Source organism: Streptomyces soli (assembly GCF_003999195.1).
In the GTDB taxonomy this organism is placed as follows: Bacteria; Actinomycetota; Actinomycetes; order Streptomycetales; family Streptomycetaceae; genus Actinacidiphila; species Actinacidiphila soli.
Genome location: NZ_RJVR01000208.1, coordinates 20,503 through 34,889, shown reverse-complemented (window position 1 = coordinate 34,889; position 14,387 = coordinate 20,503). Strand labels below are relative to the sequence as shown.

Here is a 14,387-nt window from a genome sequence, read left to right as displayed (position 1 = left end):
TGCGACGTGCGGTTGAGGAGAGTGAACGCCGTTCCGCCCCCGGGGCGTAACGGCTATCCCTGCCCTGCTCCGCAGGGGCTCGCATTCACCCCCGGCCTGAAGGCCGGGGCACCCTGCGAGGAAACAGGGTGGAAGAGTTCGGCGGACATCGGGATCACGCGCTCGCTGTCGGTCTTCGACGGCGCGATGACGAGCAGGGCGATGACCTCGCCGCCGGGCCGCTGGTATTGCCGGATGCTCTGGTGGGTGAGCTCGCACAGCTCCTCGATGCGGACACCGGAGTGCGCAGGGTCTCCACTGCGGCCCAGTCCCAGAAGGCGGACTCTTCCTCGCTCGCGATGTGGACCATCTCGCCGCTGTCGTTGTTGCGCAGGCGTGGCGGCACGGGTGCGGCGTGGCGGCTGAGTCTGCGGTCCGACTCGGTCAGGACGCGGGTGTAGGTGGTGCCGTCGAGGGTGAATGACTCGCCGTCGACCGCCTGCTCGGCGCGTTCGAGCAGCTGGCGGGCGTGGTCGTGGCGGGTCTCCACGTGCTCGACGAACGTGGGCAGAAGCGGCTGGCGCTGGCGGGTGCGGTCGGCGCTGCGCTCGTTGATCCGGCGGCGGCGTGCACCGCGCCCGCGCAGTTCCGCGGGCGGGACCGGGCAGGGGGCGACCCAGGCGGCCCAGCGTTCGAGTTCCGCGGGACGCAGCGAGTACGGGCCCAACCTGCGGGCTTTCGCGGTCTACCTGATGGTGTGGCACTTCGTACCGGTGGCCCGGGTGGTGGAGATCCTGGCGAACCTGACCGGTGCCACGCCCTCGACCGGGTTCGTCCACGCCCTGCTGGCACGGGCCTCGCAGCTGCTGCGGTATTGCGACTTCGGCGAAGTGGGACTACAGTGCCCGGCGCGCCCGCACCGGACGGCCGCCGACCAAGGCAGCGCTCAAGAAGCTGATCCTGCAGCTCGCTCGAGAGAACGCACAGTGGGGGCACCGGCGGATCCAAGGCGAGCTGGCCCGACTCGGACACCCCATCGCCGCATCCACGGTATGGAAGATCCTCCACGCGGCGGGCATCGACCCGGCCCCACGCCGCGCCGGCCCGACCTGGCGGGAGTTCCTCACGAACCAGGCCCAGGGCATCATCGCCGTCGACTTCTTGCATATCGACACTGTCCTCGGCAGAGGCCTGTACGCGCTGGCGTTCCTCGAACACGGCACCCGGCGCCTACACATCGCCGGCATCACTGCCCACCCCACCCGCGAGTGGGCAGTGCAACAGGCGCGGAACCTGACCGCCGACCTCTGCACGCGCATGGAACCCCTGCGCTTCCTCCTACGTGACCGCGACGGCAAGTACGGCCAGTCCTTCGACGCCGTCTTCGAGGCCGAGGAGATGGAGATCCTCAAGAGTGCACCGCGAGCTCCTCGGATGAACGCCCACTGTGAGCGGGTGATCGGCAGCATCCGGCGCGAGGCCCTCGACCATGTCCTCATCATGAACGAGGCCCACGCCCGGCATGTCCTGGCCGCCTACGAGCGGCACTACAACGAGCACCGCCCCCACCGAGCACGCAACCAACTACTTCCGGGCGCCGACCATCAGCCCATCACCGTGCACGACCTCGAAGTCCGCAGACTCCTGCGCACCCGCATCCTCGGCGGCGCCATTAACGAGTACCGCTATGCGGCTTGACCTGCAGCGACGACTTTACGAGCCCCACAGGATCGAGCTGACCGAGACCGCCGAGCCGGTGGGCTGGAGGAGAAACGATGGATGACTTCGAGAGGGAATTGACGCGGATGATGCGTGACAACCGGCAGGACACCCCCTTCGGGCAGGACGACCGCAGGCGCCTACGTGCCGGAGTGCGCGGGCGCCGACGAGCCCGGACCGCATGGATGACCGCTGGTTCCGCGCTGACGGTGGCGGCGATCGGTCTGGGCACTCTGGCGCTGTCCGACGCCTTCGCGACGGGCGGGCCGTCCGCGCCCGCCGCCTCACCCACGGTGACCAAAACCAAGACCAAGACCACGACACCGACAAGCCTCATCGACGTGCTGCGCCGCGACATCCCGTCCTCGTACGGGCGTCTGGACGCGGGCACCGAGGCGGGTTCGTTCGTGCTGACCTCTTCCGAGGGGGTCAAGACCTACCTCGGCGTCATGGTGCACACCTACGGCAAGGACGTGGGCTGGACGAGCAGTTGGTCCTGTGCGCACGCCCACGACAAGGACGACGGTGGCAGCAAAGTGCTGTCCTGCAACCAGTTGACCGTCAAGAACGGCACCGGATGGGAACTCGCGTGGACGCCCTCCCCGAGGCTGCTGGCCAACGCCGTCGAGTACGACGCGCCCTACAAGAGCGGCTGGGTGAGCGTCGACATTGAGACCTGCAACGCGCTGCACTCCTGCAGCACCGGGAGCGGCCCCGGCGTCCCGCCGATGACCCCGACCGCGGCCAAGCCGCCGCTGGGGATGGCGGTGCTGCACCGGATCAGTGTCGATCCCGACGTGATCAGCACGGCCGCAACGCACATGGCTCTCCCCGGCCAGCCCTACCGGTCGTCCGCTTCCCCGACGCCGACGAGCCACGGCAGCAACACGCCACCCACTCCATGAACGCCCGCCTCGCCGTCGCCCAGCTCCGGCGGATGACTAGCCGGGTACTTCGCAAGGTCGGGGACTGGAAACGGAGCCTCAGGCACCGCGCCAGTCACCGACCCTACTGAGTGTGCGTCAGCGTTCCTCTGTCACCGGGCGCCGCCCTGGTCCACGCGGATCCGCCCGACTCGCACCGCTTCGTGAAGATCATGAGGTGCCAGTGCTCAGCGAATCCGCGTGCTTCGGTCGCCGGAAACGTAACGGTGGCGCTCGTAAGCCGTTCCGGGATCGTGGGCGCCATCTGGGGGTGGCCGGTGCCTTCGCGCGTCAGTGGCGCAGCAGCCGGAGGTCGATCGCGTCGGCCATCACCTTCATGCCCGCGTCGTTGGGGTGGATGTGGTCGCCCGAGTCGTAGACCGGGTTGAGGGCGGCCGGGTTTGCGGTGTCGCGCATGGTCTGGTCGAAGTCAATGACACCGTCGAAGGCGCCGCTGGTGCGGATCCACTGGTTGACGCTCTGGCGGATCGTCTCGGCGGCGGGCGTGTAGTACCCGTTGCCCTCGTCGGGCATCAGGGTCGCGCCGATGATGTTGACGTGGGCGGCGTGTGCCTCGTCGATCAGCGTGCGGTAGCCGTCGATGAGGTCCTGGGCGGTCAGCGGCGCGCCGTTGGGGCCGGCGTTGTTCCCGATGTCGTTGATGCCCTCGAAGAGAATCACGTCCTTGACGCCAGGCTGGCCAAGGGCGTCGTGGCCGAAGCGCTTCAGGGCGCTGACGCCCTGCCAGAGGTTGGGGACGTCGGTGAGGACCCGGTTGCCGCCGATGCCGGCGTCTACGACGCTCAGCTTCTGCGGGCTCGATTCGGCGCCCAGCCGGCGTCCGAGGAAGTCGGGCCACCGGGTGTAGGTGCCGGTGGAGGAGTGGTAGCCGTCCGTGATCGAGTCACCGAAGGCGACGACGGTGCCCTTCGCGGTCGGCGACACGACGTCCAGCCCTGCCAGGTAGTACCACGAGGTAGTGGTGGTGCCGAACGCGGCCGCGCTGTCGTCACCGGTGTGATTGCCGGAGGCGATGTAGGTGGTGTCGAACGCGTCGGAGTGCCAGGTGGACGTGCCCGTCGGGCCGGGCACGTAGAGACTGACGAGCAGGTTTTCCCCGGCGCTGACCGAGATCGGGATGACGTCGCTGATGACCTGTTCACCGGCGGGGATCGTGACGTGGCCGGAGCGGCGGAAGGTGACGTTTCGGGTGGTGCCGCGCGTCGCTTCTCCCCCGCTCGCCTGGACGGCGACGTCCACGGCGTTGACATCGAGCGGGGTGCCGCTGTACCGGTTGGACAGGGTGATGCGTACGTGCGAGCCGGCGATGCTGCTGTGGACCACCATCCGCATGGTCTGGTTGTCGAAAGCAGGGCCGCCGGTCGTCATGCTGGGCGACCAAGCGCTGACCCGGGTGCCCTTGCCCTGGGACGAAGGCGCGGCGGTGCTCGCTGCGTTCGCGGTGCTCAGCGGAACGACCGCCAGGGTCATGCCGGCCAACGCGCCGGCCACGGACAGCAAGGCCCTGCGACGCGGTCGACAAATCGCCGTCAGGCCTCTTTTGTGGGACATCATGGATCTCTCCACTTTTCTCGTCGTCGCAGCGGGTGTGTGCGGGTTCGCTACGTCGGGGTGACGTGGTGTGGGGGGTGCACAGAGCAAAAACATCCCATGTATAGCCCGGCGATGTAGCCCTGTAAATGCCGCGGACACAACGAATATTCTTCTCACCGGGCGTTTTTCACTGCTCGTCATAGGTGCGCGTAGGCCGCAGACGGTTAGACTGGAGAGACCAAACATCGGGTCACTCAGCCACGAGGCTCTTCGGCACATCCCCGCCACAGGCGGGACAGACTCGAAGGGAGGTCTGCTGGGTCCGATGGCTCACCTGGATCCGAAAGGTGAAGGGGACCAGAGCATGCCAGGAAACCGGTGGCCGGGCTCAGGTGCCCGGGACGGCGCGCCGGGGGACCCGCGCGCCACGAAGTTGCGCCGCGAGGCGCTCTGTCGTATTCCCGACACAGTTGGGAAGAACTCGGAGGAACCAAGCTGAGCGACAAGCACGCGGGTGCTCGAGCAGCTGACGAACTCCAGGCCGGCAAGACTGTTCCGTCAAAGCAGCTGATGGCCGCCGCGGCTCAGGAAGTGCGCGAGCGTGAGCAGTTCGTACTGCTCGACGAACAGCAGGTCGCGTACCGCATGGTGCTCAACGCCGTACGCAAGGCGAAGCAGTCGGACCACAAGGAGGTCGTGGTCGTCACGGGCGGTTCCGGAACCGGCAAGAGCGTCATCGCACTGTCGCTGCTCGGAGTCGGCGGGTCGTCGCCGTCGTCGGGTCGGGCGGTGAGCTGGGCGTGGTTGCGGAGGGCGTTGCCGAGGAGGTCGATGGCGTCGCGTTGGAGGCGGAGCCGGACGTGGGCGTACACGGTGGCGGTGACGCCTATGTGGGCGTGTCCGAGTAGTTCCTTGATCACGACGAGTTCGACGCCCTGCTCCAGGAGGAGGGTCGCCGCCGAGTGCCGGAGATCATGGAAACGGATGCGGCGGAGCCTGGCCCGGCGGAGCAGGATGTTGAAGTGCCGGGTGAGGGTGGCTCCCTCGATCGGGGCACCGTCGGGCCGGGTGAAGACGTAGCCGCTGTCCTTCCAGCCAGTGCCCGCCGCTTCGCGTTCCTGGCGCTGTCGGTCGCGGTGCTGTTCGAGTGAGCGCAGGCACGGCGTGGGCAGGGCGATGCGCCGCTCCGAGCTTTGGGTCTTGGTCGGCAGGGCGGTCAGGCCGCCGGAGTTGGTGCGCTGGAGGGTGCGGCGGATGCTGGCGGTTCCGCCGGCCAGGTTGAGGTCTTCCCAGCGCAGACCGAGGAGTTCGCCTTTGCGGAGCCCGGTACGCAGAGCGAGTTCGAACAGCGCGTGCTGCCGGTGACCGTGGGCGGCGGCGAGGAACGCACGTCCCTCCTCGGCGGTGAGGGGTTCGAAGCGGTGGGGGCGGGGCGTGCCCATGCGGACGTTGCGGGCCACGTTGCGCGGGATCTCCTCCTCGCGGACGGCGTGCTCCAGGGCCGACTTGAGCACGGAGTGCACGTAGGCCAGCGTCAGCGGGGAGAGCCGCTTGCGGCAGCACTTCCCGATGGCGCAGCACTGGGGCTGGTCGCGGGCGGTGTCGAGGCCGCGTGCGCAGCACTGGCAGGTGGTGCGGAGTTGGTCGAGCCAGGTGCGGACGTCCTTGGCGGTGAGCTTGGCGAGCCTCTTCCGGACCAGGCCGGGGAGCAGGTAGAGACGGACGCAGGCGGTGTAGCGGGTGTGAGTGTTCTCGCGGAGCCGGTGGACAGCGACGGTCTCCAGCCAGTACGTGAGGAACGCGCCGACGCTGCCCTGTGCGGACGGGGCGGGGACGCCGCGGTTGCTGGTGGCGATCTTCTCGGTGAGCTTGGCCACTGCGTCCTTGCGGGTGGTTCCGTAGACGCGGACGCGCTTGCGGGTGTCGCCGACCGCCAGGACGTATCCGGCAGCCTCCCAGCGCCCGTCCTTGCGCTGGTAGACGGTGCCGTCCCCGTTGGCGCGGATCCTGTGGGAACCGGGGTTCGAGTTCGAGTCGGGGGTGGTCATCAGGCTGTCTCTTCGAGGTGCTGGTGGAGGTAGGTGGTCAGGGTTTGGGCGGGGATGCGGCGGGAGCGGCCGATGGTGATCGAGGCGAGCCGTCGCGTGCGGATGAGGTCGTAGACGGTGGAGCGGCTGACCTTGAGTCGGGCCATGACCTCGGGGACGGTGAGGAGTTCGTCGTGATCAGCCACGGGTTGCCTCCGGCTCCTGCGGGGCCAGAGCGGAGGCCAGCCGGGCGAGTTCGGGTGTAAGCCCGATGCCGGAGAACACCCAGTGCGCGAGGATCAGCGTCGACTCCTCCTCCGACCCCGTGGTCGGGACCCCGGCCTGGGCGCGCTGCCAGGCGGCGCGGGCGTCGCGCAGGGCGGCGAGGGTGGTGGAGTACTGGCGGGTCTTGGTGGAGAAGTGGCCTCGAAATCCGAGCATGTGTGCCCAGGCGCGGAGTTTGAGGTCGGCCAGTTCGGGGCGGGCGCTGAGGTCCCAGGCGGTGCGGATCATGCGTTCGGCGTGCGGGGGTATGTCGAATGCCTGGACTTCGCCGATCAGGCGGAGTCGCCGGTCCAGGGTGCCGGTGGCGCCTTCGGCTCCCTTGGTGGCGTACTTGGCGATGTAGGCGGCTACTGCCCGTTCGGTGACCGGGGTGCCGCTCTCGAAGTCGCCGCTGCGGATGGGGCGGACGTCGAGTTGGGTGCCGAAGGCGAAGGAGAGCACCTCCCCGTCGAGTTGCGGTCCGTCGACGCGGGCGCGGGCGGCTGCGGTGTGGCGTCGGTGAGCAGGTTGGTGGTGGCCCAGGCGGGTGGGGTGGTGGTGTGGCCGTCGGGTCCGTCGAGGCGGATGACGGCGTGGAAGTGGACCAGGCCGCGCCGCTGGTACTCGGCTACCTTGGCGTAGGAGATCTTCGCGGCCGAGGACAGGCTGCGCTGGGTGAGCCCGGCAGCTTTGGCGATGGCGCGGCGCAGGTGGAGCATGAATCGGGACCACAAGGCCGGGGCGTGGGCGTTCCACAACACCGCACCCGGATAGTCGTAGCGGTCGGGGTTCAGCGGCGAGCCGAGCAGCGGGTCGTCCTGGTCGTGGACCTGTCCGCAGCGGCACCGGCCTGCCTGCTTCGCGTCGCTGTTGGGGCGGTTGTGGACGGGGCCGAAGGAGGGGGCGGTGAAGGTGGCGAAGACGCGGGGGTGCTGGGTGATGGTGTCGGGGGCGGTTTTGCCGCCGCGTAGTCCGGCGGCGATGAGCTGGTAGGTGTCGTGGCGGTAGACCTCGGCGCAGGAGTGGCAGCGGGTGGTGCGGCGGTTGCCGCAGCGGACCAGGAGGCAGCCGGCGGGCATCCGGGCGGAGTCGAGGTGACGCAGGATCAATCCTGTGGCGGCGTCGACCTCGGTGTGGTAACCGTTGACACGGATCGGCCGGGCGCAACCACCGAGCGTGGTCAACTGTCGGACAAATCACGGCAGTTGGCCGTGGGCGGCGAGCTTGTCCAGGTCCCCGGGACGGAGACCGGGTGCGAAGAGGTCGGGCAGGGGGAGGGGGAGGGGCTGGTGGTGGGGGTTGGTGGGCATGGGGGCATGGCCTCTCGGCGGGACGGCGCGCGGGGTGCCGTCGAAAGGTGGGTGGGGGACCCCGGCAGGGGCGGAGGCGCTGGGCTGTGCCCCTGCCGAGGGTGTGCGTGCTGGTGCGGGAGGTGTCCCGCAGTTCTTCTCACCTGGATCACCTGGGGTGGTGGGGGTTGCGGGCTATGCCGCCTTGTCGAGTTCCGGGCCGTCCGCGTTGCCGGGCGGGTCGCGGATTTGGTGGCCTGTCTGGCAGAGGGCTTCGTTGATCTGCCAGCAGGCTTCGGTGGGCAGGTAGACCGAGTGCATCCGTACCGGGGTGCGCATGGTGCCGATCGCGGTGACGGCGACACCGGCCGGGAGTTCGCGGTCGGCGGCGCTGACCTCCAGGTCGCGGCCGTCGGGGAAGAGGTGGAGGAAGTCCTTGACGGTGTCGACGCGGTGGCAGATCCGGGCTGAGAGGTTGGTGCGCATCGCGGTGGAGAGCACGTCTGCCGAGGGCTTCTGGGTGATGAGCCACAGGCGGACGCCGAACTTGGCGCCCTGGCTGGCGATGGCCAGCAGCTCGGCCTCGAACCGCTCGCGGGCCTTGCGGTCGGTGTGGCGGGTGTAGTTGGCGAGTGACCCAGACCCGGTTCGGCGCGGCGGCCACGAAATTGCGCTTGAGCAGGTCGGGTGCCCGTTCGAGGTTCTTGTCGGCTACGGTGGTGACAACTTTCCTGCCTCGCACGGCTCCTGACAGCCCCTGGGCGCGCATGAGGCGCTCGACGGTGCAGCGGGCGACCTGATGTCCCTGTCGCAGGAGTTCACGCCAGACCTTGCGGACACCGTAGACGCCGTAGTTTTTTCTCATGGACCTTCTTGATGAGTGCGGTGAGTTCCGCGTCGCGCCGGGCGCGCGCGGACAGGACGCGCTTCTTGTGCGCGTCTTAGGTGGACGGGTGGATGCCGCAGTCGTGCTCGGTGAGCGTCCTGCAGATCGGCTCGACGCCTGTCGGGCGCCGAAACTCACACATAGCCTCTGAGCAGGCGCTTTGCACCATCAAGCGAGCATGGCAAGCTCGGACTGCATGGCGTTGCGCGTGCTCTACCTGATCTTCCTCCGACTCCTCGCACTGCTCCTGCTGCTCTCGCGCACGGATGCAGCCAAGGACGTCGAGCTGCTCGCGCTGCGCCACGAGAATGCGGTGCTGCGCCGACAGCTCGGCGTCCGGCCGCGGCTGACCTGGCCGGAGCGCGCCGTGCTCGCCGCCCTGGCCCGGCACCTCCCGGGTCGGCTGCGCCGACACCGCCTGGTCACCCCCGGCACCCTCCTGTCCTGGCACCGACGCCTGCTGCACTGGAAGTGGAAGCAGAAACCCGCCCGGACCGGACGCCCGCCGACCTCTGAGGAGCTCACCACTGTCATCCTGCGCCTCGCCCGAGAGAACCCGACCTGGGGCTCAACCCGCATCCAAGGCGAACTGCGCCGCCTGGGCCACCGCGTCGGCGCCACGATCCTCCCCCAGCCTCCGGCCGGGCGGTGCCCCCAGCATCCTGCGCAGCGCCGGCCTCGGCCCCGCGCCCCGCCGCGGGACTGGCACGGGTCCGACATGGCGCGATTTCGTACGCGCTCAGGCCTCCGGGCTGCTCGCCGCGGACTTTTTCCACATCGACACCGTGGTGCTGACCAGGCTGTACGCGTTCACGGTCATGGAGGTCGGCACCCGCACCGTGCACATCCTCGGCGTCACCGCCCACCCCACCGCGGCATGGGCCACCCAACTCGCCCGAAACCTCCTCGCCGACCTCGACGAACGGGCCTCCGGCTTCCGCTACCTGCTGCGCGACCGCGACAGCCGCTACACCCAGGCATTCGACGCCGTCTTCACCGCCGACGGCATCGACATCCTCAAAACCGCACCACAGGCGCCGAAGATGAACGCCCACGCCGAGAGATGTGTCCCGCGACGGTGGCACCGCAGCATGTGCGCATCCGTTGACGATCTCTCAGGAGGCCACTGTGGGTGCCCCCGACCTCTCGCCGCCCTTGGCGGATGCCCCGCTGCCCTCGGCAGTGCAGGAGCGGAGCAAGCTTCGCAAGCACTTCCGCCGGTTCGACATCCTCTTCTTCCTGCTCTGCACGATCGTCGGAGTCGACACCATCGGCGCCGTCGCCTCCAATGGGGCAGAGGCCTTCACCTGGCTGATCGTGCTGGCCGCCGTCTTCTTCGTGCCCTCGGCGCTGCTCTGCGCGGAGCTGGGTTCGGCCTTCCCGGACGAGGGAGGTCCCTACATCTGGACCAGCCGGTCCTTCGGGCGGCTGGCCGGCGCCGTGAACAACTTCCCCTACTGGGTAACCAACCCGGTCTGGCTCGGCGGGACGCTCACCATCAGCGCGGTCACCGCCTTCACCACGTTCTTCAATGGCGGCAAGGACCTGGGCACCCCTGCTTTCTACGCCTTCAGCCTGGTGTTCATCTGGGTCGGCGTGCTGGCCGCGATCCTCTCCTTCGACGTCGGCAAGTGGATCCCGATCCTTGGGGCTTGGGCCCGCATCCTCCTCCTGGGATTTTTCACCGCCACCGTGGCCGGGTACGCGCTTGAGCACGGCCTGCATGGATTCGGTGTGCACGACTTCTCTCCGACCTATGCGGGGTTCATCGGCCTGGTGCCGGTGCTGATGTTCAACTACGTCGGCTTCGAACTGCCCAATAGCGCCGGCGAGGAGATGACCGATGCGCAGCGGGACGTGCCTTACGCGATCTTCCGAAGCGCGGCGCTGAGCATCCTGCTGTACGGGCTGCCGATCCTCGGCATCCTCCTTGTCCTGCCAACCTCTGCGATCACTGGCCTCGGCGGCTTCCTCGACGCCATCCGGCAGGTGTTCACGATATACGGCGGCCACGTCGCCGCTGACGGGACCGCAACCCTGTCGGGTGCCGGATCCGTGCTGGGCGACCTCGCCGCCGTCCTGTTCATCCTGACCGTGCTCTCCTCCGGCGTGACCTGGATCATGGGATCGGACCGCGCGTTGGCCGTGTCCGGCTACGACGGCGCCGCGCCGCGGGCCCTGGGCGCGATCTCCCGGCGGTTCGGCACCCCGGTGCGGGTGAACCTGCTCAGCGGCCTGGTGGCGACCGCGGTACTGGTGCTCGCCCACCAACTCACCGGCGGCAACGCGGCCAAACTCTTCGGCGCGGTCCTCTCGCTGGCCATCTCCACCACGCTCGTCAGCTACATCGGCATCTTCCCCGCGCTGCCCGCGCTGCGCCGCAAGCACCCCGAGGTCCCACGGCCGTACCGAGCACCGCTGCCCCGGGTCCTGGCGACCTTCATCACCGTGCTGATCGTCTTCGCCTCAGTGCAGCTGCTGGCTCCGGGACTGGGCAGCGACTGGTTCGGCAAAAACTTCGCGCCGACCGGCTGGAGCCACGCCGAGCGGTGGACCTATCTGCTGACCGAGGCTCTTCCACTGGCCGCCTTCATCCTCATCGGCGTGGTCTTCTGGGCGCTGGGCGCGCCGACCCGGGCCGAGGCGGCTGCCGCTACAGGCCGTACTCCTCCAACAACCGCAACCACATCTCACTGATTGCCGGTGAGGCGGGGCCGGCGTGCCACAGCCGGGCCGGCCCCGCCTCACCGACCACCGCGACAGTCGCCGCCCCGGCGCTCCCCACCAGCCGTCCCCGGCCGCGCACCACTCGATACCAGCCCCTTCAGCCAGGCCACCTGCCCATCGTGCCAGTTGCCCACGAACCAGTCGCGGTGGGCGAGCACACCTCGCAGCGCCCGGCACAGGGCCGAGCTGCTCACACCGAACTCGGTGGCCAAGTCCCGCTCACCGCAAAACCGCTACCCGAGGCCAGCGCCGCCGCGGTCACCATGCCGACGACGGGGCACCGAGCAGCGGCACAACGCCCGGACTGCGCTCACCATGTCTCCAGAGCGGCGAACGACTCCGGCAGTACCTGCCCGCCGTCGACCGCCAAGGCCTGCCCGGTGATGTAAGCGGCCTCATCGGTGGCCAGGAACAACGCGGCGTTGCCGATCTCGTCGGCTTCGCCGAGCCGGCCCAAGGGAATGGATGCCTCCATGGACCGGCGGTGGTCCTCTCCCCGCTCGGCCATCCCCTCGGTCGCGATATTGCCCGGGAGGACCGCGTTGACGGTGATGCCGTGCGGCGCGAGTTCGATCGCCGCGCTCCGCATGTAGCCCAACTGCGCTGCCTTGCTGGCTCCGTAGTGGGACCAGCCCGGGTAGCCGGTGATTGGCCCGGTGATCGACGAGGTGAGGATGACCCGGCCCCGGCCGGAAATGATCAGAGCGGGCAGGCAGGCCCGCACCGCGAGTATTGTGCCCTTGACGTTGATGCCGAACATGATGTCGATGTCCTCCTCGGTCATCGCGGCGAGTTTGGCGGCGGGGAAGATTCCGGCGTTCGCGCAGACCACGTCGATCCCGCCCTGACGCTCGATCGCTGTTTCGGCCACCTGGGCGTTGTCCTCGGCGCGCGAGACATCCGCCACCGCATACGTGACCGGCCCGCCCCCCAGCGCGGTCAGCTCCTTGGCGGTAGCGGCCGCGGTATCCGCGTCCCGGCCGGTCACCAGGACCTGGGCACCCGCCCGGGCGAAGACCCGGGCAATGCCCTTGCCGATGCCCTTGGTGCCACCGGTGACGACCACCGACCGGCCCTCGATCGATGTGAACATAGTGGGCTCCTTACGCATGTCCGGCGGCCGGGGAGGATCCCCGCCGGGTGAATCCGGAAGAACAGGACTCGACGACACCGCATCTCGCCGCAGTAACTTCTCGGCCCTGAAGAGACCAATCTTGCACGCTCAATCGCTTCAAGCCACGTCTCAGCTCTTGCGTCGCAGCCATCTCGTCCGAGGTGGCCCACCACGACATCAGCGCGATCGACACCCCAACCGTGGTCCCCGGAGAACCGGTTCGTGCCGTACGGCTGCCCCAACTGATTCCAAGATCACATGGCACCGCTGCGCTGAGACGCGGCCAATGGCTGCGACTCCTCCTGACCCTGAGGAAACCGGGCAGCCTCATAAGGATATCGGGTGAACTCCGCACCCATCCACCGCACCTGGTCGGTATCGCTATGCGAGGCGATCCCGCTCTCAGCAGCAGCCGGCGCAGCAGGGCTTGGGCATATTCGCGCCAACTGTCGTTGCTGGGTAATTTGGTTGAGATGTGCGGCAGCCACGGGCACGGCCAGGCCTGGGGGGTCGGTCAGCAGGCCGAACCAGCCCTCCACCGCAGCCCCTTCCATCCGTCTTCGGGCGGCCCCCGGCCCTGCGCTACGGTCGGAGCGTACACGGTGATCCGGGTCATACCGGCGAGGGGAGAGTCGCAGACGTGCCACGCACCCGTTCCGACGTGTTGGTGATCGGCGGTGGGATCATCGGGCTGGCCGTCGCCTGGCGTACGGCGCAGCGCGGCCTGAGCGTCACCGTCCTCGACCCGGACCCCGGACACGGCGCGGCGCAGGTCGCCGCCGGGATGTTGGCGCCGGTCACCGAGCTGCAGTACGGCGAGGTGCCGCTGCTCCGGCTCGGCATGGCCTCCAACGCCCGGTACGCCGACTTCGCCGCCGAGCTCGAGCAGGCGTCCGGCCTGCCCACTGGCTACCGGGCGTGCGGCACGCTCGCCGTGGCGCTGGGCGCCGACGACCGGGGCGAGCTGCACGAGCTGTACGAGTTCCACCAGCGCCTGGGGCTCGACTCCAGCTGGCTGACCGGCCGGGAATGCCGCCGGCTGGAGCCGATGCTCGCGCCCTCCGTGCGCGGTGGTCTGCACGTCGCCGAGGACCACCAGGTGGACGGCCGCCGGGTCGGGGCGGCGCTGGTGGCCGCTTGCAGCCAGGCCGGCGTCACCCTCTGGCAGGCCAGGGCCGACCGGCTGACCGTCGAGCAGGGCAAGGCCGTCGGTGCCGTGACCGATGCCGGAGAGGCGATCGATGCCGACCAGGTGGTGCTGGCGGCGGGCTGCCGCAGCCACCAACTGGACGGCCTGCCCGAGGGTGTCCTCCCTCCCGTACGGCCCGTGAAGGGACAGGTACTGCGGCTGCGCATCCCGGCGCGCTACACCCCGTTCCTGTCCCGAAGCGTCCGGGCCGTTGTCCGGGGACGCGATGTCTACCTGGTTCCGCGCGAGAACGGGGAGCTGGTGATCGGAGCGACCAGCGAGGAGCTGGGCTACGACACCACCGTCACCGCCGGCGGGGTGTACGAACTACTCCGCGACGCCCACGAGCTGGTACCCGGTATCACCGAGCTGCCGCTCGCCGAGGCCAGCGCCGGCCTACGGCCGGGATCGCCCGACAACGCGCCGCTACTCGGCCCCACCGCCCTGCCAGGGCTGATCGTCGCCACGGGGCACTACCGCGACGGCGTGCTGCTCACCCCCGTCACCGCCGACGTGGTCTCCGAATACCTCGCCACCGGCCACGTCCCCGACCTGGCGGCCCACTTCTCCCCAACCCGCTTCGCCGTCCAGGACGCCCGGCGATAACGCTGCCCTTGCCGATAACCCCGTCCGCCCTGGTCACGCGGCATGTGTGTACTCGTGGAGGGTGCCGCCGAGGCGACACATTGCTGTATGTCGAGGCGGGCTATCTTGGT

General features: G+C 69.1%; 12 protein-coding genes and 2 pseudogenes. 5 read left to right on the top strand and 9 right to left on the bottom strand.

Going from position 1 to position 14,387, the window contains the following annotated elements; all coding sequences use genetic code 11:
• Positions 1–154: 154 nt before the first annotated feature.
• Positions 155–706, bottom strand: a complete 552-nt coding sequence (locus EFK10_RS19985) for a hypothetical protein (protein WP_240677336.1) — start codon at positions 704–706, stop codon at positions 155–157.
• An 83-nt stretch (positions 707–789) separates the two neighbouring features.
• Between EFK10_RS19985 and EFK10_RS19980 the strand changes: the two genes are divergently transcribed.
• Together EFK10_RS19980 and EFK10_RS19975 are read left to right on the top strand one after the other, a co-directional pair.
• Complete coding sequence (locus tag EFK10_RS19980) at positions 790–1,677, top strand: integrase core domain-containing protein (protein WP_127357043.1); 888 nt, start codon at positions 790–792, stop codon at positions 1,675–1,677.
• A gap of 77 nt (positions 1,678–1,754) precedes the next feature.
• Positions 1,755–2,603, top strand: a complete 849-nt coding sequence (locus tag EFK10_RS19975) for a hypothetical protein (protein WP_127357042.1) — start codon at positions 1,755–1,757, stop codon at positions 2,601–2,603.
• Between the two features lie 309 nt (positions 2,604–2,912).
• Here EFK10_RS19975 and EFK10_RS19970 read toward each other — a convergent pair whose 3' ends face one another.
• Positions 2,913–3,974, bottom strand: coding sequence for an SGNH/GDSL hydrolase family protein (locus EFK10_RS19970; protein WP_240677335.1), 1,062 nt, complete (start codon positions 3,972–3,974; stop codon positions 2,913–2,915).
• Here EFK10_RS19970 and EFK10_RS50475 point away from each other — a divergent pair.
• Entirely contained in the window at positions 3,949–4,257 is a 309-nt protein-coding gene (locus tag EFK10_RS50475) for a hypothetical protein (RefSeq protein ID WP_240677334.1), read from the top strand. The two genes, EFK10_RS19970 and EFK10_RS50475, sit on opposite strands and share 26 nt — an antisense overlap.
• Positions 4,258–4,759: 502 nt before the next feature.
• Here the strand turns inward: EFK10_RS50475 and EFK10_RS19965 are convergent.
• From EFK10_RS19965 to EFK10_RS47555, 6 genes and pseudogenes are all read right to left on the bottom strand, one after another.
• Positions 4,760–6,223, bottom strand: a complete 1,464-nt coding sequence (locus EFK10_RS19965) for a tyrosine-type recombinase/integrase (RefSeq protein WP_127357040.1) — start codon at positions 6,221–6,223, stop codon at positions 4,760–4,762.
• Positions 6,223–6,408 carry a helix-turn-helix domain-containing protein gene (locus tag EFK10_RS19960; RefSeq protein ID WP_265737532.1) on the bottom strand — a complete coding sequence of 62 codons (186 nt, stop codon included), beginning with the start codon at positions 6,406–6,408 and terminating at the stop codon, positions 6,223–6,225. The genes EFK10_RS19965 and EFK10_RS19960 overlap by 1 nt, the downstream gene beginning before the upstream one ends.
• Positions 6,401–7,650 (bottom strand): annotated as a pseudogene (locus EFK10_RS19955) (replication initiator). Before EFK10_RS19955 ends, EFK10_RS19960 begins: the two are co-directional and overlap by 8 nt.
• A gap of 300 nt (positions 7,651–7,950) precedes the next feature.
• Positions 7,951–8,256, bottom strand: a complete 306-nt coding sequence (locus tag EFK10_RS50470; RefSeq protein ID WP_240677337.1) for a hypothetical protein — start codon at positions 8,254–8,256, stop codon at positions 7,951–7,953.
• 238 nt (positions 8,257–8,494) lie between these two features.
• Positions 8,495–8,620, bottom strand: a pseudogene (locus EFK10_RS50465) (IS3 family transposase); the annotation flags it as partial.
• 76 nt (positions 8,621–8,696) lie between these two features.
• Positions 8,697–9,056, bottom strand: a complete 360-nt coding sequence (locus tag EFK10_RS47555) for a hypothetical protein (protein WP_164836068.1) — start codon at positions 9,054–9,056, stop codon at positions 8,697–8,699.
• 713 nt (positions 9,057–9,769) lie between these two features.
• On the opposite strand from EFK10_RS47555, the gene EFK10_RS19940 reads away from it, so the two are divergent.
• Entirely contained in the window at positions 9,770–11,338 is a 1,569-nt protein-coding gene (locus EFK10_RS19940) for an APC family permease (RefSeq protein WP_240677333.1), read from the top strand.
• Positions 11,339–11,678: 340 nt separating this feature from the next.
• Here the strand turns inward: EFK10_RS19940 and fabG are convergent, their stop codons facing one another.
• Entirely contained in the window at positions 11,679–12,461 is a 783-nt protein-coding gene (fabG, locus tag EFK10_RS19935) for a 3-oxoacyl-ACP reductase FabG (RefSeq protein ID WP_127357038.1), read from the bottom strand.
• Between the two features lie 661 nt (positions 12,462–13,122).
• Between fabG and thiO the strand changes: the two genes are divergently transcribed.
• Positions 13,123–14,277 carry a glycine oxidase ThiO gene (thiO, locus tag EFK10_RS19930; protein WP_127357037.1) on the top strand — a complete coding sequence of 385 codons (1,155 nt, stop codon included), beginning with the start codon at positions 13,123–13,125 and terminating at the stop codon, positions 14,275–14,277.
• Positions 14,278–14,387 lie beyond the last annotated feature (110 nt).

Coding starts and splice junctions, on each gene's coding strand:
- EFK10_RS19975 (WP_127357042.1), top strand. CDS start 1,755: ATGGATGACTTCGAGAGGGAATTGACGCGGATGATGCGTGACAACCGG.
- EFK10_RS50475 (WP_240677334.1), top strand. CDS start 3,949: ATGCTGCTGTGGACCACCATCCGCATGGTCTGGTTGTCGAAAGCAGGG.
- EFK10_RS19970 (WP_240677335.1), bottom strand. CDS start 3,974: ATGCGGATGGTGGTCCACAGCAGCATCGCCGGCTCGCACGTACGCATC.
- EFK10_RS19965 (WP_127357040.1), bottom strand. CDS start 6,223: ATGACCACCCCCGACTCGAACTCGAACCCCGGTTCCCACAGGATCCGC.
- fabG (WP_127357038.1), bottom strand. CDS start 12,461: ATGTTCACATCGATCGAGGGCCGGTCGGTGGTCGTCACCGGTGGCACC.